Origin of the sequence: Streptomyces sp. NBC_00554, from assembly GCF_041431135.1 — a bacterium.
GTDB lineage: Bacteria > Actinomycetota > Actinomycetes > Streptomycetales > Streptomycetaceae > Streptomyces.
Map to the genome: position 1 here is coordinate 1285448 of NZ_CP107799.1, position 22754 is coordinate 1308201.

At 69.4% G+C, this 22754-nt stretch carries 20 protein-coding genes; 10 read left to right on the plus strand and 10 right to left on the minus strand.

Annotation, left to right across the window (positions count from 1 at the left end; all coding sequences use genetic code 11):
* Window position 1: 1 nt before the first annotated feature.
* Genes OG266_RS05800 through OG266_RS05825 form a run of 6 tightly spaced genes read left to right on the plus strand, consistent with a single transcriptional unit; the run spans window position 2 to window position 5797 of the window.
* Window positions 2–775, plus strand: a complete 774-nt coding sequence (locus tag OG266_RS05800; protein ID WP_371543503.1) for an allophanate hydrolase subunit 1 — start codon at window positions 2–4, stop codon at window positions 773–775.
* Window positions 768–1790 carry a biotin-dependent carboxyltransferase family protein gene (locus OG266_RS05805; protein ID WP_371543506.1) on the plus strand — a complete coding sequence of 341 codons (1023 nt, stop codon included), beginning with the start codon at window positions 768–770 and terminating at the stop codon, window positions 1788–1790. Before OG266_RS05800 ends, OG266_RS05805 begins: the two co-directional genes overlap by 8 nt.
* Window positions 1787–3100, plus strand: coding sequence for an MFS transporter (locus OG266_RS05810; protein ID WP_371543508.1), 1314 nt, complete (start codon window positions 1787–1789; stop codon window positions 3098–3100). The genes OG266_RS05805 and OG266_RS05810 overlap by 4 nt, the downstream gene beginning before the upstream one ends.
* A 52-nt stretch (window positions 3101–3152) precedes the next feature.
* Window positions 3153–3896, plus strand: a complete 744-nt coding sequence (locus tag OG266_RS05815; RefSeq protein ID WP_371543510.1) for an SDR family oxidoreductase — start codon at window positions 3153–3155, stop codon at window positions 3894–3896.
* The gene (locus OG266_RS05820; RefSeq protein ID WP_371543512.1) at window positions 3896–5095 is read left to right on the plus strand and encodes an aspartate transaminase; all 1200 of its coding nucleotides are present in this window, start codon (window positions 3896–3898) and stop codon (window positions 5093–5095) included. The genes OG266_RS05815 and OG266_RS05820 overlap by 1 nt, the downstream gene beginning before the upstream one ends.
* Before the next feature lie 27 nt (window positions 5096–5122).
* On the plus strand, window positions 5123–5797 hold the full coding sequence (locus OG266_RS05825; protein ID WP_371543514.1) for a 4-carboxy-4-hydroxy-2-oxoadipate aldolase/oxaloacetate decarboxylase: 675 nt from the start codon (window positions 5123–5125) through the stop codon (window positions 5795–5797).
* A gap of 45 nt (window positions 5798–5842) precedes the next feature.
* Here OG266_RS05825 and OG266_RS05830 read toward each other — a convergent pair whose 3' ends face one another.
* The 9 genes from OG266_RS05830 to OG266_RS05870 all read right to left on the minus strand — a co-directional run bounded on the left by OG266_RS05830 (window position 5843) and on the right by OG266_RS05870 (window position 16540).
* Complete coding sequence (locus OG266_RS05830) at window positions 5843–7657, minus strand: ABC transporter ATP-binding protein (RefSeq protein WP_371543517.1); 1815 nt, start codon at window positions 7655–7657, stop codon at window positions 5843–5845.
* Between the two features lie 245 nt (window positions 7658–7902).
* On the minus strand, window positions 7903–8694 hold the full coding sequence (locus OG266_RS05835; protein WP_371543520.1) for a polysaccharide lyase family 7 protein: 792 nt from the start codon (window positions 8692–8694) through the stop codon (window positions 7903–7905).
* Window positions 8695–8766: 72 nt separating this feature from the next.
* Window positions 8767–9936 (minus strand): mandelate racemase/muconate lactonizing enzyme family protein, encoded by a 1170-nt coding sequence (locus tag OG266_RS05840; protein WP_371543523.1) that lies wholly within the window; start codon window positions 9934–9936, stop codon window positions 8767–8769.
* Window positions 9927–10904, minus strand: coding sequence for a D-2-hydroxyacid dehydrogenase (locus OG266_RS05845; RefSeq protein WP_371543526.1), 978 nt, complete (start codon window positions 10902–10904; stop codon window positions 9927–9929). Before OG266_RS05845 ends, OG266_RS05840 begins: the two co-directional genes overlap by 10 nt.
* Window positions 10901–11899 (minus strand): hydroxyacid dehydrogenase, encoded by a 999-nt coding sequence (locus tag OG266_RS05850; protein ID WP_371543529.1) that lies wholly within the window; start codon window positions 11897–11899, stop codon window positions 10901–10903. Before OG266_RS05850 ends, OG266_RS05845 begins: the two co-directional genes overlap by 4 nt.
* On the minus strand, window positions 11896–13128 hold the full coding sequence (locus OG266_RS05855) for a hypothetical protein (protein WP_371543532.1): 1233 nt from the start codon (window positions 13126–13128) through the stop codon (window positions 11896–11898). Before OG266_RS05855 ends, OG266_RS05850 begins: the two co-directional genes overlap by 4 nt.
* A gap of 5 nt (window positions 13129–13133) precedes the next feature.
* Window positions 13134–13913, minus strand: a complete 780-nt coding sequence (locus tag OG266_RS05860) for a carbohydrate ABC transporter permease (protein ID WP_371543535.1) — start codon at window positions 13911–13913, stop codon at window positions 13134–13136.
* A 95-nt stretch (window positions 13914–14008) separates the two neighbouring features.
* A complete protein-coding gene (locus OG266_RS05865; protein ID WP_371543537.1) occupies window positions 14009–15031 on the minus strand; it encodes a carbohydrate ABC transporter permease in 1023 nt (340 codons plus the stop codon).
* A gap of 45 nt (window positions 15032–15076) precedes the next feature.
* Complete coding sequence (locus tag OG266_RS05870; protein WP_371543540.1) at window positions 15077–16540, minus strand: ABC transporter substrate-binding protein; 1464 nt, start codon at window positions 16538–16540, stop codon at window positions 15077–15079.
* A gap of 281 nt (window positions 16541–16821) precedes the next feature.
* Here OG266_RS05870 and OG266_RS05875 point away from each other — a divergent pair, with 281 nt between their 5' ends.
* From OG266_RS05875 to OG266_RS05885, 3 genes are all read left to right on the plus strand, one after another.
* A complete protein-coding gene (locus tag OG266_RS05875) occupies window positions 16822–17682 on the plus strand; it encodes a sugar phosphate isomerase/epimerase family protein (RefSeq protein ID WP_371543543.1) in 861 nt (286 codons plus the stop codon).
* A gap of 47 nt (window positions 17683–17729) precedes the next feature.
* Entirely contained in the window at window positions 17730–18866 is a 1137-nt protein-coding gene (locus OG266_RS05880) for a LacI family DNA-binding transcriptional regulator (RefSeq protein WP_371543545.1), read from the plus strand.
* Window positions 18867–19117: 251 nt separating this feature from the next.
* Window positions 19118–19927: an alpha/beta fold hydrolase gene (locus OG266_RS05885; protein ID WP_371543548.1), complete on the plus strand. Its 810-nt coding sequence runs from the start codon at window positions 19118–19120 to the stop codon at window positions 19925–19927.
* A 24-nt stretch (window positions 19928–19951) separates the two neighbouring features.
* Here the strand turns inward: OG266_RS05885 and OG266_RS05890 are convergent, their stop codons facing one another.
* On the minus strand, window positions 19952–21286 hold the full coding sequence (locus OG266_RS05890; protein ID WP_371543550.1) for a hypothetical protein: 1335 nt from the start codon (window positions 21284–21286) through the stop codon (window positions 19952–19954).
* Window positions 21287–21399: 113 nt separating this feature from the next.
* Here OG266_RS05890 and OG266_RS05895 point away from each other — a divergent pair, with 113 nt between their 5' ends.
* Window positions 21400–22656, plus strand: a complete 1257-nt coding sequence (locus OG266_RS05895; RefSeq protein WP_371543553.1) for a molybdopterin-dependent oxidoreductase — start codon at window positions 21400–21402, stop codon at window positions 22654–22656.
* Window positions 22657–22754: the final 98 nt, after the last annotated feature.

Consider the following 22754-nt stretch of genomic DNA (forward strand, 5'->3'; position numbering starts at 1 on the left):
CATGGGCGGGGACATCCTGATCGCGGACTGCGGAGACTCGGCCGTGGTGGTCAAGGCCCAGGGCGCGAACGCCTGGGAGATCGTGCACACGCTGGCCGACGCGATCGAAGCGGCCCGCCTCGACGGGGTGTACGGGATCGTGCCGACGTACGACTCGCTGCTCATCGAGTTCGACTGCGCGGACACCGACCACGACACGGTCCGCGACGCGTTGACGCACGAGATCGGCCGGCTCGCGGAGGGTCCGGTACGACGGCTCCCGGCCCGGCGGTTCGTGGTTCCGGTGGTGTACGGGGGTGAGTACGGGCCCGATCTCCCCGTGGTGGCAGAGCAGTTGGGGCTGACCGAGCAGGACGTCGTCCGGCTGCACGCGGGCACGGATCTGACGGTCCGCTGCCTGGGGGCGCCGGTGGGGGCGCCGATGACGGACGGCCCCGCCTTCCCGAGGCCGGTCCCCCGGCTGGCCTCGCCTCGTACCAGCGTGCCGCCCGGCTCGGTCGCCGTCGCCGGCCGGCAGGCCGTGATCTGCCCCATGCGGTCCCCGGGTGGCTGGCCGCTCCTCGGCCGCACCCCGCTCCGCGTCCTGGACCTCGACTCCGAGCCGCTGACTCCCTACCGGCCCGGTGACACCTTCCGGTTCGTGCCGATCACTCCCGAGCGATGGGACGAGTACGACGGCCTCGCGCTGGCGGCTGCGACGTGGGACGAGTACGACGGCCTGGCCCTGGCGCCTGACGGCCTGGCCCCGGTGCCCACGGGGGGCACCCATGGCTGACACCCTCACCATCCACCGCGCCGGTCTCACAGCCGTCCAGGATCTCGGCCGCCCGGGCCGCTCCCGGTTCGGACTTCCGGTCAACGGCGCCCCCCTCGACCAGTACTCCGCCCGCGTCGCCAACGTCCTGACCGGCAACGCCGAGAACGCGCCGCTGCTGGAGATCACCGCACTCGACTTCAGCTGCACACCCTCGGCCGATGTGCTCATCGCGGTGACCGGGGCTCCCGCCGACTTCACCGTCGACGACGTACGACGCCCGCAGTGGGAACCCACGATCGTCCGGTCCGGCGAGACCATCCGGATCACCGGGATCCGGCGGGGCGTACGGGTCTATCTCGCGGTGTACGGCTCGGTGAACGCGCCCTCGCTGCTGGGCAGTTGCGCCCCGGACACGATCCTGGGCTTCGGCCGGCAGTTGCGCGACGGCGATGAGATCGCCGTGCGCATCCCCTGCCCGCCCCTCGATCACCCGGTGTTCCGCATCCCGCTCTTCCAACTGCACGCCCCCGTACCGCGGTTCGGCGAGGCGTGCACGGTCGATGTCACCGACGGCCCGGAACTGGCCGAGTTCGGCGCCACGGCCGGGCGGCTCTTCGACTCGCGGTTCACCGTGACCCCGCAGAGCAACCACATCGGGCTGCGGATGAGCGGCGACGTACCGCGCCGGGTGACAAGCGGCGAGGTGCTCTCCCGTGGCGTGCCCGTGGGAGCGGTCGAGGTGCCCGCGGGCGACGAGCTGCTCGTTCTGCACCGCGGGCGCGGTGTCACCGCCGGTTACCCCGTGCTCGCGGTGGTGACCTCGACGGGCCTTTTCGCGCTGGGGCAGGCCCGGCCCGGGCAGACCGTCCGCTTCCGGCGCCGGACGGTCACCGAAGCGGTGGGCGCCTACCGCGCCCAGCGCCACAGCATCAACGCCCTCCGCACCCGCGTCCGCAGGGTGTTCGACGCCCTCCACATCCCCGTCCCCGTCCCGCAGCTCAGCCACCTCGTCCAGCAAAGGAGTCAGTCATGAGTACCCTGGCCGCCGCTCAGCCAGTGCCCAACACGGTCGACCCCACAACAGCGCGCAAAGTCACCCTCGCCGGCTGCGTCGGTATCTTCGCCGAGCTCTACGACAACGGCATCTTCGGCTTCATGGCGGGCACCCTCGCCGCCGTCTTCTTCCCCGGCTCGGAAAACGCCGTCCAGCTCGTCTTCCTCGGCTACGCCGTCTCGTTCTTCTTCCGGCCGCTCGGCGGGGTGATCTGCGGCCACCTCGGCGACCGCATCGGGCGCCAGCGCATGCTGGTCTTCGTCATCATGCTGATCAGCGTCGCGACGGCCGCGATCGGCCTGCTGCCGACGTACGCGAGCATCGGCATCGCCGCCCCCGCGCTCCTCATCCTGCTGCGCGTACTCCAGGGCTTCTCCGTCGGCGGCGAGGCGTCCGGCGCGATGAGCTTCCTCGCCGAGCACGCCCCCGAGGGCAAGCGCGGCCGCTACACCAGCTACGCGCAGATCGCCTCCTTCCTATCCCTGCTCACCGGAACGCTGATCGCCGCCGCGATGACCAGCGGCCTCGGCACGGAGCGCATGGAGTCGTGGGGCTGGCGGATCCCGTTCCTGCTGGCGATACCGCTGGGCATCACCGGCATCTACATCCGCAAGCGGATCAGCGACACCCCCAACTTCATGCGTCTGCAGGAGGAGGGCGGGCTGTCGAAGAACCCGCTGAAGGAGGCGTTCTCGTCCGCCGAGCACCGCCGCGCGATGCTGCTCGCCCTGTTCATCCCGCTGATGAACGGCTCCGGCTACTACGTGCTGTTCGGCTACATGCCCACCTTCATGAGCACCGAGCTGGACTTCAGCAAGGTGCAGGGCCTGCTCGTCACCGCGACCAGCCTGGTGGCCATCTGCCTCGCGATCCCGTACATGGGCTCGCTGTCCGATCGGATCGGCCGCAAGAAGGTCCTGGCGGGTGCCGCGATCGCGATGGCCGTCGCCGGAGTCCCCTGCTATCTGCTGATCGGCACGGGCAGTGTGCCGCTCGCTATCCTCGGAGCCTGTCTGATGGCGGTCATCTTCGCCGGTCACACCGGCGTCATCCACATCCTGCTCGTCGAGCTCTTCCCGACCCGGGTCCGCTACTCCGCCTACGGCCTGGGCTACAACGTCTCCGCCGCCCTCTTCGGCGGCACCGCCCCGCTGCTGATGACGTACCTCATCGACCGCACCGGCAACACCAACATGCCCGCGTTCTACGCCGTCCTCACCGCCCTCGGCACGCTCCTCGCCGTGTCCCGGGTGAAGGGCAGGGCTCACCTGCCGCTGCGCGACGCATAAGCGCCCGGTACTACGGCACCCGCACCCACCTCTCCCCCAGGAGCACTCCACCATGCCTTTCTCCGACTACAGGACCGCGCTGGTGACCGGCGCCTCGACCGGCATCGGAGCGACCGTCGTCGAGCGCCTGGCCAAGCAGGGCCTGGAAGTTCACGCCGTCGCACGCAACGCGGACCGGCTCGACGACCTCGCCCGGCGCACCGGATGCACCCCGCACGCCGTCGACATCACCGACACCGCCGCGCTCACGGAACTCCTGAGCGGCATCGAGGTGGACGTCCTCGTCAACAACGCCGGCGTCTCCCGCTCCGGGAACATCCTCAGCGCCGACGAGTTCGCCATCGACGAGCAGGTCGCGGTCAACATCCAGGCCGTGCTGCACCTCGTACGCCTGGTCATGCCGGGGATGGTCGAACGCGACCTCGGGCACATCGTCAACATCAGCTCGATCGCCGCGGTCTACAACTTCGGCGGCAACACGATCTACCACGCCACCAAGGCGGCCGTGCACACACTCTCCCGGCAGCTCCGCGTCGACGGCTACGGCCGCCGTATCCGGGTCACCGAGATCTGCCCCGGCCGGGTGGAGACGGAGATCTTCGGCCGGCTCCTCGGCGACATGGAGGAAGCGCAGCGTACGTACTACGACGGGTACGAGTCGCTGAAGCCGGAGGACATCGCCGACGCCATCGAGTACGCGGTCGGCTCACCGCGCCATGTGAACATCGGCCATCTGGAGATCATGCCGACCTTCCAGGTGCCCGGTGGCCTCAACTTCGAGCGCAGGACCGACTGATGGCCCTCGCCGAGCGCGTCCACCGCATCAAGCCCTCCCCCAGCACCGCCGCCGCGCAACGCGTCCGCGAGCTCAAGGCGCAGGGCCACGAGATCCTCGATCTCACCGTCGGGGAGCCCGACTTCGACACCCCCGACCATGTGAAGGCCGCCGCCGTCGCGGCGATCGCACGGGGCGAGACCAAGTACACGCCCGTCAACGGCACTTCGGAGCTGCGCGCCGCCATCGCCGACAAGCTGCACGAGCGCCACGGGCTGCGCTATCCGGTGGACCGGATCACGGTGGGCGGCGGTGCGAAGCAGGTCATCTTCCTGGCCCTGATGGCGACGCTCGACGCGGGCGACGAGGTCATCATCCCCGCGCCGTACTGGGTGTCGTACCCCGACATGGTCCTCGCCAACGACGGCACACCGGTCGTCGTCGAGTGCCCGGAGGCGGACGGGTTCAAGCTCACGCCGGACCGGCTGGCGGCGGCGATCACCGACGCCACGCGCTGGGTCGTGCTCAACGCGCCGAGCAATCCGACGGGCGCCGCGTACACGGCGGACGAACTCCGTTCCCTGGCCGACGTGTTGCTGGCCCACCCTCATGTCCTGGTCCTGACCGACGAGATCTACGACGAGATCTGGTACGAGCCGGGCCACGTCCCCACGCTCCTCGGAGTGGAACCACGCCTCGCCGAGCGGGTGTTCGTCACCAACGGTGTCTCCAAGACGTACGCCATGACGGGCTGGCGCCTCGGCTACGGCGCGGGAGCAGCCGAACTCGTCGGCGCCGTCAACAAGTTGCAGTCACAGATCTCGTCCTGCCCCTCGTCCATCAGCCAGGCGGCCGCCACCGCCGCGCTCACCGGCGACCAGAGCTTCGTCCGCGAGTGCGTCGCCGTGTACCAGGCCCGGCGCGACAGGACCGTGAAGATGCTGGCCGACGTCCCGGAGCTCTCCTGCTCCACACCGAGCGGCGGCTTCTACGCGTTCGTCGGGTGCGCCGGGGCGCTGGGCAGGCGGACTCCCGGGGGTGAAGTGCTGCGTACCGACGAGGACTTCGCCCGCTACCTCCTGGAGTCCGGGCAGGTGGCGGTGATCCACGGTGCGGCCTACGGCTCACCGGGCTACTTCCGGGTGTCCTTCGCGACGTCGAGCGACGTGCTGACCGAGGCGTGCGAGCGCATCGCCCGCGCCTGCGCCGAACTGTCCTGAATCCTTGACCGTCCTCGAGAGGGAACCATGCCGCACGTCACCACGAAGTTCGACCGGCCCGATCCCGCGCTGGTCGAGCAGCTGAGCAAGTACTCTTCCGCGACCATCCACGAAGCACAGGGCCGGCTCGGCGCCCTCAGCTCGTCGATCAAGCCGGTCGACCACACCATGTCCCTGTGCGGCCCCGCGTTCACCGTGCGCTGCGCCCCGCGCGACAACATCATGCTCCAGGTCGCCATCGCCCACGCCCGGCCCGGTGACGTCATCGTGGTCTCCGCCGGCGAGTACGCCGAGGCCGGCTCCTTCGGCGACGTACTGGCCAACGCCTGTGTGGCCAAGGGTCTCGGCGGTCTCGTCACCGACACCGGCGTCCGCGACACCCTCGAACTGCGCGAGCTGGGCTTCCCGGTGTTCTCGCACAGCGTCTCCATCAAGGGCACCGTCAAGGAGACCGTCGGCCCGATCGCCCAACCGGTGCTGATCGGAGGCGAGTTGGTCCGTCCGGGCGATGTGGTGCGGGGGGATGCGGACGGCGTCGTGGTCGTACGCCGTGAGGACGCGGCCGAGGTCGTGGGCAAGTCCCAGGACCGCGTCGACGCCGAGGCCGCCTACATCGCCGCCTATCGCTCCGGCAGGAGTGTCATCGAGGTCAGCAACCTCGCCGACGTACTCGCGGCCAAGGGACTCGTCATCGACGAGTAGGCGCGGCCCGTGTTCAGGTACGGGCCGCGCCCACCGGGCTCGCGTTCAGTGCAGGTCCGCCCGCGCGGGGCTGTCGTCGAGGAAGCCGCCCGACTGGTGCTGCCACAGCTTCGCGTAAGCACCTTCCGACGCGAGCAGTTCCTGGTGCGTGCCCTGCTCGACGATCCGTCCGCGGTCCAGGACGACGAGCCGGTCCATGGTGGCGACGGTACTCAGCCGGTGCGCCACCACAAGTGCCGTCCGCCCCTCCATGAGCCGCCACAGCGCCTCCTGGACGAGGACCTCGCTCTCCGAGTCCAGGGCGCTGGTCGCCTCGTCGAGCAGCAGGACCGGCGCGTCGCGCAGGATCGCCCTAGCGAGGGCGACCCGCTGGCGCTGTCCGCCGGACAGCTTGACGCCGCGCTCGCCCACCATGGTGTCGAAGCCGTCCGGCAGTGCGTCGGCGAACTCCGTGACGTGCGCCGCCTCCGCCGCGCGGCGGATCTCGGCGTCGGTGGCGTCCGGCCGGGCGAAAGCGATGTTGTCCCGCAGCGAGCGGTGGAACATCGCCGGGTCCTGCGGCACATAGGCGATCAGGCCCCGCAGGTCGGACTGGCGCAGCCTGCTGATGTCCTGCCCCCCGATCAGGATCCGGCCGCCATCGATGTCCGTCATCCGCAGCAGCAGCCGGCTGAGCGTCGTCTTGCCGCCGCCGGACCGGCCGACGAGACCGATCTTCGCCCCGCTGGGCACGGCCAGTTCGAGGCCCTCGAAGAGCGGCTGCGCACCCGCGTGGGCGAAGTTCACTTGCTCGAAGCGGATGTCGGCGGCCCGGGACCGCAGCGGCTCCGGGGACGCCGGGTCGAGCACGGTCGGCGGCTTCCGCAACAGTTCGGTGAACTGCGCGGCCTCCGTCATCGAGCTCTCCAGGCGACGGTAGATCTGGTTGAACTCGAACATGATCCGCGTAGCGTTGGTGTAGTACGTGAAGGCGACCACGACCGCCTCCACGCCGTGCCCGCCCCCGGCGAGCGCGACGGCAAGGAGCAGGCCGAGCGCGTTGGTCAGTACGGACAGCGGCGCCACCAGCGTGTCGATGCGCAGGTTTCCGTAGTCCCAGGACCTCAGCGTGAGCCGCCGGGACGCCGCGACGCGGGACCGGTGCTCGGCGGCCTCGCGTTCCTCAGCCGCGAACGCCCGCACCGTGTCCATGTTCATCAGACTGTCGGCGACATGGCCCGACACCCGGGCGATCGCCTCCTCGCGCTGATCGACGAGCCTCTGGCGGCGTCGGATGAGAGGCACCACGCAGAGTGCCGTCAACGCGATCATCGCCAACAGCCCGACGACGAGCAGCGGTTCGTAGCGCCACAGCACCACTGATCCGAACACCAGCGGTACGAGACTGCCCACGACCTGGAATGTCAGCGTGTCGACGCAGTCCTCGAAACGGGAGGCGAAGCTCAGGACCCGCTTGGTCAGCGATCCGGCGAAGTTGTCGTGGAAGAACGCGGCGTCCTTGGCGAACAGTTCGTCCATGCCGATCACGTACAGGTGCTCGATGCTGTTGGCGGCAAGGCGGTTCAGATAGTGCAGGCCGATGCGCCACAGCGTCTCCGCGGCGAGCAGGACGCCGGCGAAGCCGAGGACGTAGGGCAGCGCCGCGCCGATCTCGATACCGGAGTCGTCGGCAATGCGGCCGACGAGCTTCGCGACGATCAGCGGAGCGATGTAGTTGATGCCGATGTTGCCCAGCGCCGGCAGCAGCATCGCGCGCGCCGTCAGCCACCGGTGCCGGGCCAACTCCCGTCCGTAATAACGAAGCGCGAGGAGCACCGAACCCTTGCCCGGTAAAACCTCATGCGATTCAGGCGATCCCATCTCCCCCACCCCGTTGTTCCGTCGTACGGCATCCCCCAGATGCGCGCGGCGGCGCCAAGGTACGAGTACGGGGAGGCCGGAAGAGGCAGTGTCCCGCGACGTCGCGTGCGCAGTCCAAGCGTTTTTCTCAGCCATCGGCATGCCGGAAACGGAGTGGCCTGGGGTGCCACCGCTCCCGGTGCGATCAGCGAGCCTCGTCGAGCGGACTCGCAGGTGAAGCACCGGGAGGAGTGGCCCCGTTCAGCTCAGCTGTGCGTCACGGTGACCTTGTACAGAGCAACCTCGCCGTAGTTGGAGTTGTCGCACGGCGAGGAGTTGTTGCAGTTCGCCTGGGTGTAGTCGCCCGCCTTGAAGTAGCCGCTGCCGAACGCGGCGGCGACGGTCGCCTTGAGGGCGCCGTTGTAGTAGACGTCGACCTTCCCGTCGTGGGCCACGAACTTGCCCTGGAAGCGGGTTCCGAGCTGGTAGTTGGAGGTCACCAGCTTGTAGTGGGTGGTGTTGTACGAGGTGATGTACAGGCTGGTCCCCTCGAGACGGAACGAGGTGACGTCACTGTCCGAGTCATGTATCTGACCCGCCATCACATGCGGTTTGGTCTTGGGGAGATGAGTGATGGCCTGGTCGACGACCATGGTGTGGGTGCCCGACGTGGACGGCCAGCTCTTGGTCGCCGACCCGTCCGCTGTCATCTCACGCAGTTCCGACCGCGGGTACCCGGTGTTGCTGGTGGTGGCGCCGTTGACCGCGGCCCGCAGCAGGATCGCCTTGCAGTCCGAAGTGGTCGTGAACCAGGGCGCGTTGTTGTAGGTCTTCAGCGCGGGCTGCTTGATCTCCACGGGAGAACCCGAACTGGTCGGGGTGGGCAGCTGAAGCTTCCAGGCAGAGCTCAGGCCGATGGCCGCGGCCGGTGCCGGGCAGGCGGCGGCCTTCGCCGACGCATTCTCCGCCGAGGCCAGGAGGCCGACGGTGAGTGCGGGTGCCGCGAGCAGACACAGGGTGCGGCGGCGAGACCTGCGTGAGGACATCGGGGATTTCATGAGCGGCTCCTTCAGTGTCAAGGTCATGACAGACCCGTCGGGGTTTTGAACAGACGGACACACCCGCACGGTTCAGCGGGCGAGTTCTCGTACGATCCCTTCGTCGACGCCGATACCGAGGCCGGGGCCGGAAGGCACCTCGGCCACTCCTGCGCGCACCTGGATTACAGAGCCGGTGGCGTAGGGAGACTGCAGGAACTGCCGGCCGTTGAGGTCGGCCGGGGCGGTGAGGTCGTGGGCCGCGAACAGGTGCAGCGACGCGGCGAGGCCGATGTCGGACTCGGTCAGTCCCGAACCCATCAGCGCCACACCGCAGTCCTCCGCCAGCTGGCACTGGCGCAGCGCCAGGGTGAGTCCGGCGCAGCGCTGCACCTTCGCCACCGCGATGCCGATGGCGCCCCTGCGGACGAACGAGGCCAGGTCGGTGGGGTGCCGCAGGCTCTCGTCGACGGCGATCGGGACCGGGCTGAGGTCGCGCAGCCGGCGGAGTCCTTCGATGTCGTTGGCGGGCAGGGGTTGTTCGAGCGCCGCGATGTCGAGCGGTGCGAGCAGGCGGGCGAGGCGGAGCGCGGAGTCCTGGGTGCCGGCCTGGTTGGCGTCGACGATCAGGCGGGCGTCGGGGGCCGCCGCACGTACGGCCGCCACTCGGGCGACCTCTTCGACCTCGTCCTGTCCTGGCGCGAGCCCCGTCTTGATCTTGAAGTGGCGGTACCCGTGGGCATGCCCCTCGGCAACCGATTCGGCGAGAGCAGCGGCATCAACTCCTGTGGCGATCCAGCAGAGTTCGACGGTGTCGTGGCGGCGCCTGCCCCACAGCTCGCCCAGGCTCACACCGCGAGAGCGGGCGAGTGCGTCGTGCCAGGCAACGTCCAGGGCGGCACGGGCCAGCGGCATCCCGGTGGACCAGCCGCGCCGGATGACGCGATCGCAGGCCCGCACCAGACCGTCGAGATCCCACAGCGGCAGGCCGGTCGCGGCGGGCGCCAGGTAGTGCGTCAGGGTCGAGACGATGGACTCGGTGGTCTCGTACGTCCATGAGGGGATCGGTGTCGCCTCGCCCCAGCCCGTGCTGCCGTCCGACGCCGTGACTTTGACGAGCACGCGGGTCGCGGGCCGGCCCCGGGTGGTCACGCCGCCGCCCGCGACCGCGAAGTCCCGCAGCGTCGGCAGGGCGACCGTGAACGTCTCCACCCGCTCGACGGTCACCGCGGGCCGGGTGTCGGGTGATGCGGTCAGAACCATAGCGACTTGTCCACTACGTTGATCAACGGCCGCCCGACGGCGAACCGCTGTGCGTTCTCCGCGAGCACCTCGAACCGCCGCTCCGAAGCGTGCGGTCCGGCCCCGCCCACATGCGGGGTGATCAGCGCCCTGGGGTGGCGCCAGAGCGGATGGTCGGGCGGCAGCGGCTCCAGTTCCATGACGTCGAGGGCGACGCCCCGCAGCCGCCCCGTGTCCAGGACCGCCACAAGGTCGTCGAGGCGGACGGTGGGCCCGCGGCCCACATTGACGAGACAGGCTCCGTCCTTCATCGCCGCAAGGCGGCCGGCGTCCATCAGCCCTTCCGTCTGAGGGGTGTGGGGCACGGTGAGGATCACGATGTCCGCCTGGGGAAGCGCGCGATCGAGGTGTCCGGGCGGAAGAACCCGGAGGAAGCCGGGCGGTGCCGTGGTGACACGGGGGTCGATGCCTTCCACGCGGGTCCCGAACTCGGCTAGCAGCCGTCCGGTCTCGGCGCCGATCGCACCCGTACCGACGATCAGCGCACGCGCCTCGCCGAGTGGCACGACCGCGCCGTCCGACCAGTCCGGCGCCCAGTTGGCGGCCACCTGTTCGCGTACATAGCGGGGCAGTTGCCTGGCGAGGGCCAGGACCAACGCCATGGTGTGGGCGGCGACATGGTCGGTGTAGGTGTCCCGCATGTTCGTCACCTCGACCGGATGACGTACGAGCGCGGGGTGGTAGAAACCGGGAGGCGGACCTGCCTGGGGAGCCTGCAGCCAGCGCAACCGGCCTGCCGAGCCGAGGAGTTCGGGTGTGAGTGTGCCGTACGCGGCGTCGGCTCGGACCAGCGCGGCGTCGACGTCCTGAAGGCCCTGGGGACAGAGCACCTCGATCCCCGGTACGGCCTCGACGAGCCTGTCGGGCCAGGACCGGGCCTCCGCCGACAGGGGCGGGACCATGACCAGGGTGAAGGCGGTTGTGGTCATGCGGCGTGCTCCATCGACGCGGCGGCCACCTCGTGACGCAGCGGGCTCCCGGCGACGTACCGGGCCAGTTCCTCGGCCATGGCCCGGCCGAGGAGGCGCCGTTCCGGGCCGAGGCTGCCGGCCAGATGCGGGGTGACCACCACGTTGTCCAGTTCGAACAGCGGTGAGCCGGGGGGCGGCGGTTCGGGGTCGGTGACGTCGAGTACGGCGAACAGGTCGGCGCGTTCTGCGAGTACGGTCACCAGCGCCGGCTCGTCGACGAGGCCGCCGCGCGCGGTGTTGACCAGCGTGGCGTCGGGGCGCATGGAGCGCAGCAGCCGTGCGTCGACCATGGCGCGGGTCTCGTCGAGGAGCGGGGCGTGCAGGCTCACGACATCGCTCTCGGCGAATACGCCTTCCAGCGTGGTGAGTTCGACGCCGAGTGCATGGGCTTTGTCGACGGGCACATAGGGGTCGTAGGCCAGCACGCGTACGCCGTGCCTGGTCAGGAGTCGTGCGGTGGCCCGTCCGGTGGCGCCGAGAGAGACAAGGCCGACGGTGGCCCCGGCGGTGCCGAGTTCGCTTTGGCGCACGGCAGCTGCCCGGGTTCGCCGTGCGGTAAGGACATAGCGCCAGCCGTGCTTGAGCGCGTAGAGGATCTGGGCGAGCGCGAAGTCCGCCACCTTGTCCGCGATCACCGTGCCGGCTGAAGTGACCCGCACTCCGCGTGCCCAGGACTCCTCGGTGACCAGGGGGCGTACGGACCCTGCGGCATACAGGACGAGGGCGAGCCGCGGCGCGCTGTCCAGGAGCTCGGCGGTGAGCCGGGGGGCGCCCCAGCCGGTGACGAGCACGTCGACTCCCGCCAGCAGCTCCGGCGACAGGTCCGCCGCGGGGACCGGGGGCTCCTTGATGGTCAAGTGGCTTTCGATGGCGGTGCGTTCGGCGGCTCCGTAGACGTCGTCGAAGCGCTCCGGATCCATTACGTACAGTCCGGTGAACGGCTCGTTCGTCATGCTGCTCCTTCCGTGGTCCGCGTACCTGCTCCCGCGATGGCTCGCACCGCTTCCTGCGCGTTGGCCATGCGCAGCGCCCGTAGTCGCGCGGGTGAGGACAGGCCCGCGTGGTAGTAGCGGATCTGCCGCGCTCCGGCGGCCAGCAGCCGCGCGACCCGCCGGGCGAGATCGGCGGGGTGCTCGTCAAGGACCGACACATTGGCGATGACCGGCCGTGCGCTGTCCCGTACCGCTTCCTCGACGCGGGCCACCGCCCGGTTCTCGTCGTCCCAGCACTTGAGGACGAGTGCGGTGGCCCGGCCGCCGAAGCGGCCCAGGTCGAGTCCGCTGTCGGGGCCGGTGGCCTGCGGGTCGCCGTCCGCCATCAGGAGCAGCTCCCGGCCTGGTGCCACAGCCGCCACCTGCCGTGTCAGGTCCTCGATCACCGACTGGCGGTGGCGCAGGAGTGCCTGCGCCGCCCGTTCACCGAGCGATTCGGCGAGCGTGTGCGGTGCGCGTACGCCGTCGCGCATCTCCGCGTCGACCGTGCGGCGGACCGCCTGTGCGAGACCGGCGGAATCTCCGCCGCGGGCCTCGATCCCCTCGCGGCACGCGGCGCACAGGCAGATCGACAGCAGATCGCGGCAGCCTGCACTGAGGTCGGCGCCCGCTGTCTTCTCGTGGTGGCTGCCGTGCTCGAAGCCCAGCCAGCCGCAGGCCTCCAGCATCAGCGTCGGCACCTCGGCGGCGTCGTAGCGTTCACAGAAGGCGCTGACCAACTGTGCGGCGTACGCGGCCACTTCGGGCTGTGCCGGGCACAGGGCATACCCGTACCGCTCGTCGAACGCGTTGCGCACGGTCAGGTCGGGTGCGCGCTCCCCCGCCGCGGTGCTGTGCGTGAGTACCAGCCAGGCTTCGACCCGCAGCCCTTGGCTCCGCAGCTCCGAGGTCGCCGTGCCGAACCGGTCCGGGGCGTCGACACCCCAGTCCGGCGTGGCGGGTCTGAGGCGTTTGCCGCGCCACTGGTGCGGGTCGAGCGGGAAGTACGCGGCGGCGTGTGTGGCGTGCACCGTGCGGTGGACGGGGTGGTACGGCGTCATGGCGCGCACCGAGTGGTAGGCGGCCTGAAGGACCACCGCGCCCACGCCGAGGGAGGCTATTCGTTCGGCCGCGGCGGGGTCGCCCACCAGGTCCCAGGTATAGGCGAAGACGCCGCTGAGATCGGCGGAGCCGGGCGGCTCGGTTGTCACGTGGTTCACTCCTTGGTGGCGCCGGCCAGGCCGCGCACGAAGTAACTCTGGAAGAAGACGAAGACAATCAGCATGGGAATGACGGAGAGCGTCATCCCGGCGGCGAATCCGGTCCAGTCGACGGAGTGCTCGCCCTTGAACGACAGCATTCCGACCGCGAGGTTCTGCAGATCCGGCTGGCCGAGTGTGAACACCAAGGGGATGTTGAACTCGTTCCAGTTGGTGATGAACTGGAAGATGACGACCACCGCAATGACGGGCTTCGCCAGCGGCAGGACCAGCCGGAATGTACGGAAGAAGCCGGCACCGTCGAGCTTTGCCGCGTCGAACAGATCCTTCGGTACGCCCGAGAAGAATCCGATGAAGAGCAGCACGTAGAGGGCGCCCGCCGCGCCGGACATGGCCAGGATGACGCCGGCCTGGGTGTTCAGCAGGCCGAGCCGTTCCACCAGTACGAACTGCGGAATGATGATGGAGGCCACCGGCACGAACAAGGTGGCGACGATCATGCGGTGCAGGAGCTTTCGTCCTGGGAATTCGTACCGGGCCAGAATGTATCCGCACAGGGCCGACTTGAACAGTTCGATCACGGTGGACACGACCGCGTACAGAATCGTGTTGAAGAAGTAGCGGGAGAATCCCGCATCCACCCACGCCCGGCGGAAGTTGTCGAAATTCCACTGATCGGGCATGAGGCTGGCGCCGCCGGTAAAGAGCCCTGTCTGTGTCTTGAAAGCCCCCGCGACGATCCACAGGAACGGATAGATCCAGACCAGACCCACCACGATCAGCAGGGGCAGCGCGATGAGGTTGGCACGCGCGGGCCGTGACAGCCGCGAGAGGCGTGGCGCTCGCGGTGCGCGGAGTTCGGGACGGGACATCAGACTCCGTACTCCTTACGCATCTTCTGCGCCCTGCGCACGAAGAGGCCCTGGCTGGTGACGAGGAGGAACGCCATGACGGAGAACAGCAGGGCGGCCGCCGACGCGTATCCGTACGCGAAGGGCATCGAGCCGAAGGCCTGCTTGTAGATGAAGTACGAGACCACGTAGGTGCTCGTCCCCGGGCCGCCCCCAGTGAGCGTGACGACGAGCCCGAACACGTGCATCGCGTTGACCAGCGCGAGCATCACGATGACCACGGCCACGGGACGGATCAGCGGCAGGGTGATCCGGGTGAGCTTCTGCCATTCGGTGGCGCCGTCGAGCTCCGCGGCTTCGTAGAGCTCGTCGGGGACGTTCTGCAGCGCGGCCATCCAATAGATCATGTACTGGCCGAAAACCTGCCAGACGGAGATGAGGACCAGGGTCAGCATCGCGGTCCAGCGGTTGGCGAAGACATCGGTCGTGCCGTCGGTCAGACCCAGCCCGTGCAGCGCGGAGTTGAGCGCGCCGTTGGACGGGTTGAGCAGGTAGGTGAAGACCAGCCCTGCCATCGCCACCGGGATGATCAGCGGTGCGAAGAAGACGGTGCGCAGCGCCCGCTTCGCCCGCAGCCACTTCCTGGTCATCACCAGCGCGGCGAGGAGGGACAGCGGCAGCTTGATCAGGGTCGTACCGACCGCGAACAGCAGGGTGTTGACGACGGCCTGCCAGAAGAGCGGATCGCTGAGGATACGGCTGTAGTTGGCGCCGCCGACGAACTGGTCGAGCGGTCCGGTGCCGGACCAGTCGAAGAACGAGTAGTAGACCGTCGCGACCAGCGGCCAGAGAGTGAACCCCATGTAGAGGAGGAGGAACGGTACGAGGAAGGCCGCCACCCACAGCCGGTCGCGCCCCTTGGCGCGCTCGCGGTCCCCCTCCGGTGGCTTCGGGGGCCGGGGCGGGCGTATCGCCTTGCCGGGCCGGGTTGCGGTGGTGGACGCCGTGTCGGGTGGACGCGGGTCGGTGGAGGCGAGAGCCATGTGAGGTCCTTTGCGGCTGACTTCCGGCTTCCGGGGCGTGAGCGGCTACTGGGCCGGCCGGTAGTCGGAGGTGTACGACCAGTCGGGGAAGGTGAAGCAGTCGAGGGAGACCTTCAGCCCCTGGGCCGCTTCCTTCTTGAGCTCGGCCGTGAGGGTCTTCTGGCGTTGCGCGACGATCCGCTCGGCCTCCGGCTTCAGTGACTTGTCGCCGCTCAGGGCGCCGGACATCGCCTCGTACTCCCAGGTGGGACGCTCACCGATGGCCTTGACGTAGGCCTTGGACTTCACCAGGTCCGGGCACTTGGTGACCGGGAGCGGCAGATCGACCCGGTAACCCGGCTTGTCGGCAATGCCCATGAGCTGTCGCATCGCAGGGTCTTTGATGTAGCGGGCGTTGTCCGCGAACGCCAGCGTCCCGAAGCCGCCTTCGAGGTACTGCTTGGCGAAGTAACCATCGGGCTGGGTCAGCCAGTTGAGGAAGGTCCAGGCGGCCTTCGACTGCTTCGTCTCCGCGCTCACCCAGTACTTGTTGCCGTCGGGCTGGCTCCACAGGGCGCCCTTGGCACCGGAGTCGGGCACGGGATGGGCTGCGACCTCGTACTGGGAGGAGTCCAGGCCGAGGGACTTGAACACCGAGGGAGTCCAGGTGCCGTCCATCATGATGCCGGCCTGTCCGGTGGCGAACTGCTGCCGGGAGAAGCTCTTGTCGTTGGTGCCGGGTGCCAGGTAACCCTCGTCCTTGAGTTCCTGGATGAACGCGAACACCTTCTGCGCCTGTGGTTCGGCCAGCGAGAACGTGCCCTTCTTGTAGTCGAAGAACCAGTCGTTGACGGTGTATTCGCCGGCGGCCAGTGCGTAGAAGATGCGCTGGAAGTCGACGTCCTTGCTGGGCGACGCGATGCAGTACGCCTTCGTCTTCGCCTTGATCCGTGCGCAGGTGCTCTTCAGTTCGGACCAGGTCTTCGGCGGCTTCGCGGTGTCGAGTCCGGCGTCACCGAAGACCTTCTTGTTGAGGAACATGTATCCGGGGCCCCAGTAGGTGCTCTCGGACAGGGGGAAGCTGTACGTCTTGCCGTCGAGCTGGTTGACACCGTTGATGAACGAACCCTCGGGCCAGCGTTCGGTGAAGCTCGCGGGCAGCTTCGTCCCCCCGTTGAGCGGCTGGATCCACTTCTGTTCAAGGAGCTGCGACATCGCCAGCGGACCGTTGTCGCTCCAGTAGAAGACGTCCGGGCCCTGCTTGCTCTGGAAGGCCAGGGGGAGCGTCCGCTTGTACTCGTCCTGAGCGATCGACTGCCACTGCACGGTGATGTCCGGGTACTGCCGGTGGAACTCCTCGGCGGCCTTCTTGTGGAAGTCCGACTGCTCCGCCGAGTAGTCCCAGACCTTGAGCGTGGTGCCCGAGGCACCGGAGCTTCCACCGCATCCGGCGAGCAGTGGTCCCAGCAGCAGTGGCGCGAGCGCCAGCCTGCCGACCCGGAATGCCCCAACTCTGTGTCCTGTACCCATGGTTCGTCTCCTGCTCCGTCGAGATGGCGACCCGAGCGGCTCTCGGGACTGAGACGCGGACGACGTTAGGGCGCCGCCTCTGGTCCAGCAAGCGTTTTCACAGGAATTACTTTGCGGATTCTCAGGCAGACCTCGCCCAAAATGCCATCTCACCTGGGTAGTTGTGCCGTCTCTCGATCTTCAGCAGGAGTTGCGGCTAGGCTGAGGGAGCGCTTTCACAGATTTTCGCGGTGTCGGTCGGGGCCTCCACGGGCTCGCGGGCGACCGGAAGGGAGCACCTTGTGCGCGTTCTCGTCCTCACCAAGCCGTTCGGCGATCTGCCGCCCGGGGAACTCGCCGAGCAACTGGCGGAGGCCGGCGCGGACGGCGCCGACCTGCTCGTCAGGGACGGGCAGACCGTCACACCGGACACGTCGTGGCGGATGGCCGAGACGGCAAAGGCATTGCACTGCAACGGACTTGAGCTCGGCCAGGTCAGCACGGACCTGATCTCGGCGGACAGCGAGTCCGAACGCGTCATCGGGCACTGCGCCGAGGCCGGCGTGTCCCAGGTACGCGTCGGGTTCTACCGCTACGACGCCGAACTCGACTACACCGCCGGCCTGGACCGGGCCCGCCGCGACCTCGCGAGCCTCGCCAACCTCGCCGCCCGCCACGGCGTCCGGCTCGTACTCGCGCTGCACCACGGCACCTTGCACCCCTCGGCCGCACACGCGTCGCTGCTCCTGGACGGCCGCGAGGACGTACTCGTCCACCCCGACCCGGGCAATCAGGCCAAGGAGGGCGGCGAGCACTGGCGCCTCACGCTCGATGTCCTCGGCGGCCTCGACCGGGTCGGCTGCGTGGGCGTGAAGAACGCGGTATGGGAACCGGACGGTGCGCCCGGCTCCTGGAACTGCCGGTGGCAGCCGCTCGCCGACGGCGGCGTCGTCCCCTGGGCCACGATCCTGCCCGGTCTCCAAGAGCTCGGCTACACCGGCCCGTTCTCGCTGCACGTCCACTACCCGGCCGACGACCCGCTCGCGGCGGTCCGCCGGGACCTCGGGTACCTGCGGGGACTCCGGTCCGGGCCGTTCCAGTCCAGGCCGTTCCGGTCCGAGCCGTTCCGGTCCGAGCCGGGGACCGCACCGCCCGCACGCTGAACGACGAACTACGCTGACCACGGGACCGAGGGCACTGGGAGCAGGGCTTGGCTACTTCGAAAGCACCGGACACGACGGGAAATCCGGGAGGGTCCGCGGAGCCGCAACTGCCGGGCGACGGCCTGCCCGAGAAGCCTCGGACACCCGGCACGGCGAGCGGCTCCGCCGCGAAGAAGGCCCCGCGTCAGCGGCGGGTGACGATCACCGATGTGGGCACGGCGGCGGGAGTCTCCACCTCCACCGTCTCCCGGGTGCTCAACGGCACGGCCCGGGTCGACCCCGAGCTGGTGCGCCGGGTGGAGAGCGCCGTCGCCGAACTGGGCTACCGTCCCAACGCCGCCGCCCAGGGCCTGGCCCGCGGCGAGGCCGGTGCCATCGGCGTCCTCGTGCCCGATCTGGCCAACCCGTACTTCCCCGATGTCCTCAAATCAGTCTCCGCCGTCGCCCGTTCCAACGGACGGCGGGTGATGGTGATGGAGTCGGACGAGGATGCGGCCAGTGAGCACGAGCTCGCCGAGGACCTCATGCGCTGTTGCGACGGTGTGCTGCTGTGCTCCCCGCGCATGGACCGCACCGCGCTCATCGACCTGTCCTTGCGTGGCCACCCTGTCGTGCTGGTCAACCGGATCGTCCCCGGCCTCGGCATCCCCTCGGTCTCCGTCGACTTCTACGGCGGCATGACCCTGGTCTGCGGTCACCTCACCCAGCTCGGGCACCGCCGCGTGGCGTATCTGAGCGGCCCCGAAGCGTCCTGGGCCAATGCCGAACGCATCCGGGCCTTCGACGCCGCGGCGGCGTTCGGCGTCGATGTCACGGTCATCCCCTGCGGCCACACCGCACGACACGGCTATGCCGCGGCAGATGCCGTACGGGACTCCGGTGTCACCGCTGTCGTCGCGTACAACGACCTCGTGGCGCTCGGCGCGGTGACCGCGCTGGAGGAGTCGGGCCTGCGGGTCCCCGAGGACATGTCGGTCATCGGCTGCGACGACATCTCGCTCGACGACCTGCCCAGTTCCCGCAGACTCACCACGGCCTCGCTGGCCCGGCACGAGCTGGGCAGGCAAGCCGCCCAGACACTGGAAGCGCTGATGACCGCCGAGGGCGACACCGAGCCCAGAGTCATTCCGATGGAGCTGCGCGTACGCCACACGAGCGCTCCGCCGGCCGTGCCCGCGCGCTGAGCCGCGGACTGCTCACGGCTTCACCAAGGCGCCGGAAAGAAAATCTTACGAAACCGTGAAAAGCCGCGCGAAACGGCGCGGACTGACGGGGACTGAGGAGTGCACGCGACATAGTGGCGGAGATGCGACGGACGGCTCAGCCGGCCTCGCGGACTTCATCCCGCCACCGGTTCAGGAAACCCTTCGAGCGTCGGCAGACGCCCGTGGGCATCGGCCCCTCACAGGCCGCGAACGAGTGAGGAAAACAGTCCTTGATCAGTCGACGAACATTTTCTGGTGCGCTCACCGCGGGAGCCGCGACAGCAGTGGCCGGTGTGCCGGCCACCGGAGCCGCGGCCCAGGAACGGCCCGCTCCCTCCCACCCGGGCGACGCGCCGGTGCGCAACGTCGTGCTCGTCCACGGCGCGTACGCGGACGGTTCATCGTGGTCGGAGGTGATCGAGCGGCTCCAGTCGGCCGGCATGAACGTGACCTCCGTACAGAATCCGCTCACGTCCCTCGCCGACGACGTCGCCGCGACCGAGCGCGCCCTCGCCCTGCAGGACGGGCCGACCATCCTGGCCGCACACTCCTGGGGCGGCACGGTCATCTCCCAGGCCGGCCTCGCCTCCAACGTCACCGGGCTTGTCTACGTCGCCGCCCGTGCGCCCGACGCCGGGGAGGACTACACGGCGCTCGCCGCGAAGTTCCCCACCCCGCCCGCCAACGCCCAGCTCGTCGAGTCAGGCGGGTTCAAGCAGCTCAGCAAGGAAGGGTTCCTCCGGGACTTCGCGGGCGGGGTCCCCAGGCGCCGGGCGCTCGCGCTCTACGCCGCGCAGGGCCGTATCGCGTCCTCGCTGTTCCCGACCTCGACGACCACGGTGGCCGCGTGGCGGCACAAACCCACCTGGTACGCGGTGTCGAAGAACGACAGGACCACCTCGACCGAACTCGAACGGTTCCTCGCCGCGCGCATGCGCGCCAAGACCATCGAACTCGACTCGAGCCACCTGTCGATCGTCACCCACCCCGACGCGATTGCACAGCTGATCCTCGACGCCGCCGCCCACCAGGGTTCGTAGCTCGGACACGGCCGCGGGCCACTCTCACCAGCCGGTCAGCAGCAGGTGGTTGAGGAGCAGGGCGAGAGTGGCCTGTGCGGCAAGCCAGGCGCGGGGACGGCCTAGGAACGCGCAGGCCGGGAGCAGCCACATCACGAACGGCAGCCAGATGCGTTCCGTCTCCGCCTTGCTCATGCCCGAGAGGTCGGCGATGAGCAGGGCGAGCAGCGCGGCGAGTACGAGCAGAGCGAGGCGGAGTTCGGGAGCGGGCGGGCGCAGGCGGGCGCGGAGGTCCTTGTGCAGGGACGCAGCGCCGGCCCGCCGCAGGCCCGCCACCGTTGCCGGGCCCGCGATCAGTACCGTGCAGGCGAGGTTCGCCCACACCCAGTAGCCGTACGGCCGGACGCGGGCGGCCCCTTGGTAGTAGCGGGTCACCAGCAGGCGGTACGCCTCCCACCAGTCGAACCCGGCGAGCGTGAACGCGAGCGGGACTACGAGGGCTCCGGCCACCAGGTAGGGCAGCGGGCGGAGTCGCCGCGTACCGAGCAGCAGGACGGCGGCCGCGATCACCGCGAACAGCGTCAGCCCGTACGAGAGATACATGGTGAGGCCGAGGAGGAGCCCGGAGGCGAGGCCGGTCGCCCGCGGCCGGTGTCCTGTGACCGCGAGGGCGAGGAACGCCACGGCCCACGCGGCGACCGCGGCGAAGTACCCGTCCGCGGAGGTCCCCATCCAGACGGCGGCCGGGGCCAGGACGAGGAAGGGCGCGGCGCGGCGGGCAAGCGCCTCCCCGGTCAGCGCTCGTACGGTGACGAGCACCGCGACCGCCGCCGTCGCCCCGACGGTGATGCACCAGACGCCCGCCCAGGCCCCGCCGCCGAGCCCGATCCGGTCGAGCAGGACGAAGGTGAGGGTGGCGGCCGGGGGATGTCCGGCGACGTGCGCGGGCCAGTGGTCGGGGCCGAGCAGGATGTGGTGCGTGAAGTCCCGCAGTGTGTGCGGGATGTCGTGGAAGCGGTCGATGACCTGGAGGTACTCGTACCTGGTCGTCAGCCGCTGGGCGATCCCGCGGTGCCAGCCGTCGACGAGGGCGAGGGAGAACGTCCACGCCATGCCGGTGCCCCAGATGCTCAGCAGCAGCGCGCGCCAGGGCAGCCGGGCGGCGACGAGCGGCCCGTAGGCGACGACCGCGACGGCCACCACGATCGCGGCCGGGGTGCCGGGGCCGACGTGCGGATCCCAACGGGCGAACAGCGGCGGCCAGCCGACGTGGAGCGTTCCATCGCGGTGCTCGATGGCGGTACCGACCAGCACGGCGGCGAGCACCAGCAGCGCGGCGGCCAGGGCCGCGGACAGGTCACGGAGAAGATCGCGGTTCACACCAGCACGTTAGGGCGGGGAACGGCCCCCAGGGCCGCCACCAGGGTGGACGTCAGAGTTTCGTCATGGTTCGCGGACCCTTTCGTGGGCTGTCCCGCGCCTACGGTCGAGGCATGCCTCGGTCCCCTTCCTCCCCCGCTTTCTGGCGCAGTCCGCTGCGCGGCCCCTGGTTCACCTCCGTGCTGGGCATCGTCCTGCTCGGCGGGATCACGGTGCTGTTCGTGACGGGTCTCCTGTCGTACGCCGCCTACAACCCGGGCCTGTCGCGGGTGAACGACATGACCCCGGACAAGGGTCTGCTCGGCTTCTATCTCTTCTCGTGGCCGACCGACCCGCACTGGCTGTACCGGCTCACGCAGGGCGTCCACGTGACGCTCGGCGTCACGCTGATCCCCGTACTGCTGGCGAAACTGTGGTCGGTGGTGCCGAAGCTGTTCGCGCTGCCGCCCGTACGGTCCCTCGCGCACGGGCTGGAGCGGATCTCGCTGCTTCTGCTGGTCGGAGGCGCCCTGTTCGAGTTCATCACGGGCGTGCTGAACGTCCAGCTCGACTACCTCTTCCCCGGCTCCTTCTATCGGCTGCACTTCTACGGGGCCTGGGTGTTCTTCGCGGCGTTCGTGACGCACGCGGTGCTGAAGGTGCCGACAGCTTTGCGCAATCTGCGCCACCTGCGGGAGGAACACCCCTCAGGGGACGAGGAGTTGGTGTCTCCAGGGAACGAGGAGTTGGTGTCGCCGGATCCCGCCAAGCCCACCGTCTCGCGGCGCGGCGCCCTCGGCTTCGTCGGCGGCGGATCGCTGCTGCTGCTCGCCACGACGGCGGGCCACAGCTTCGACGGCCCGCTGCGGGAGACGGCTCTGCTGGCACCGCACGGCGGCCCCGAACCGGGTTCCGGGCCCGGCGCGTTCCAGATCAACAAGACGGCGAAGTCGCGCGGGATCAGCGCGACGGAGACGAGCGAGGAGGCCTGGCGGCTGGTCGTCGAGGGACGCGGGCGGACGGTCCGCCTGAGCCGGGACGAGCTGCTGCAACTCCCGCTGCACAGTGCCGCGTTGCCCATCGCCTGTGTGGAGGGCTGGTCGACGTCCGACCAGCGGTGGCGAGGAGTAAGGCTGCGGGATCTGGCCCGTCTCGTGGGCTATGAGCAGGCGCCGGACGTCCTGGTGGAGTCGCTCCAGCGGCACGGGGCGTTCCGCCGGGCGGCGCTGCGTGACAACCAGGTGCGTGACCCGGATTCCCTGCTCGCCCTGTTCGTCAACGGCGCGCAGCTGACACCCGACCACGGCTACCCGGCACGCGTCATCGTCCCGGCGGCGCCCGGGGTGCTGAACACGAAATGGGTCGCACGGATGACGTTCGGAGACCTGTGATGCGACGACCGTTCACGAAGGCTGCCATCGGCAGTCCGCTGCAACTCCTGCTGCTCGCCTGCTCGTTCGCGCTCGCCGGTTACGCGGGGGTGCAGCTG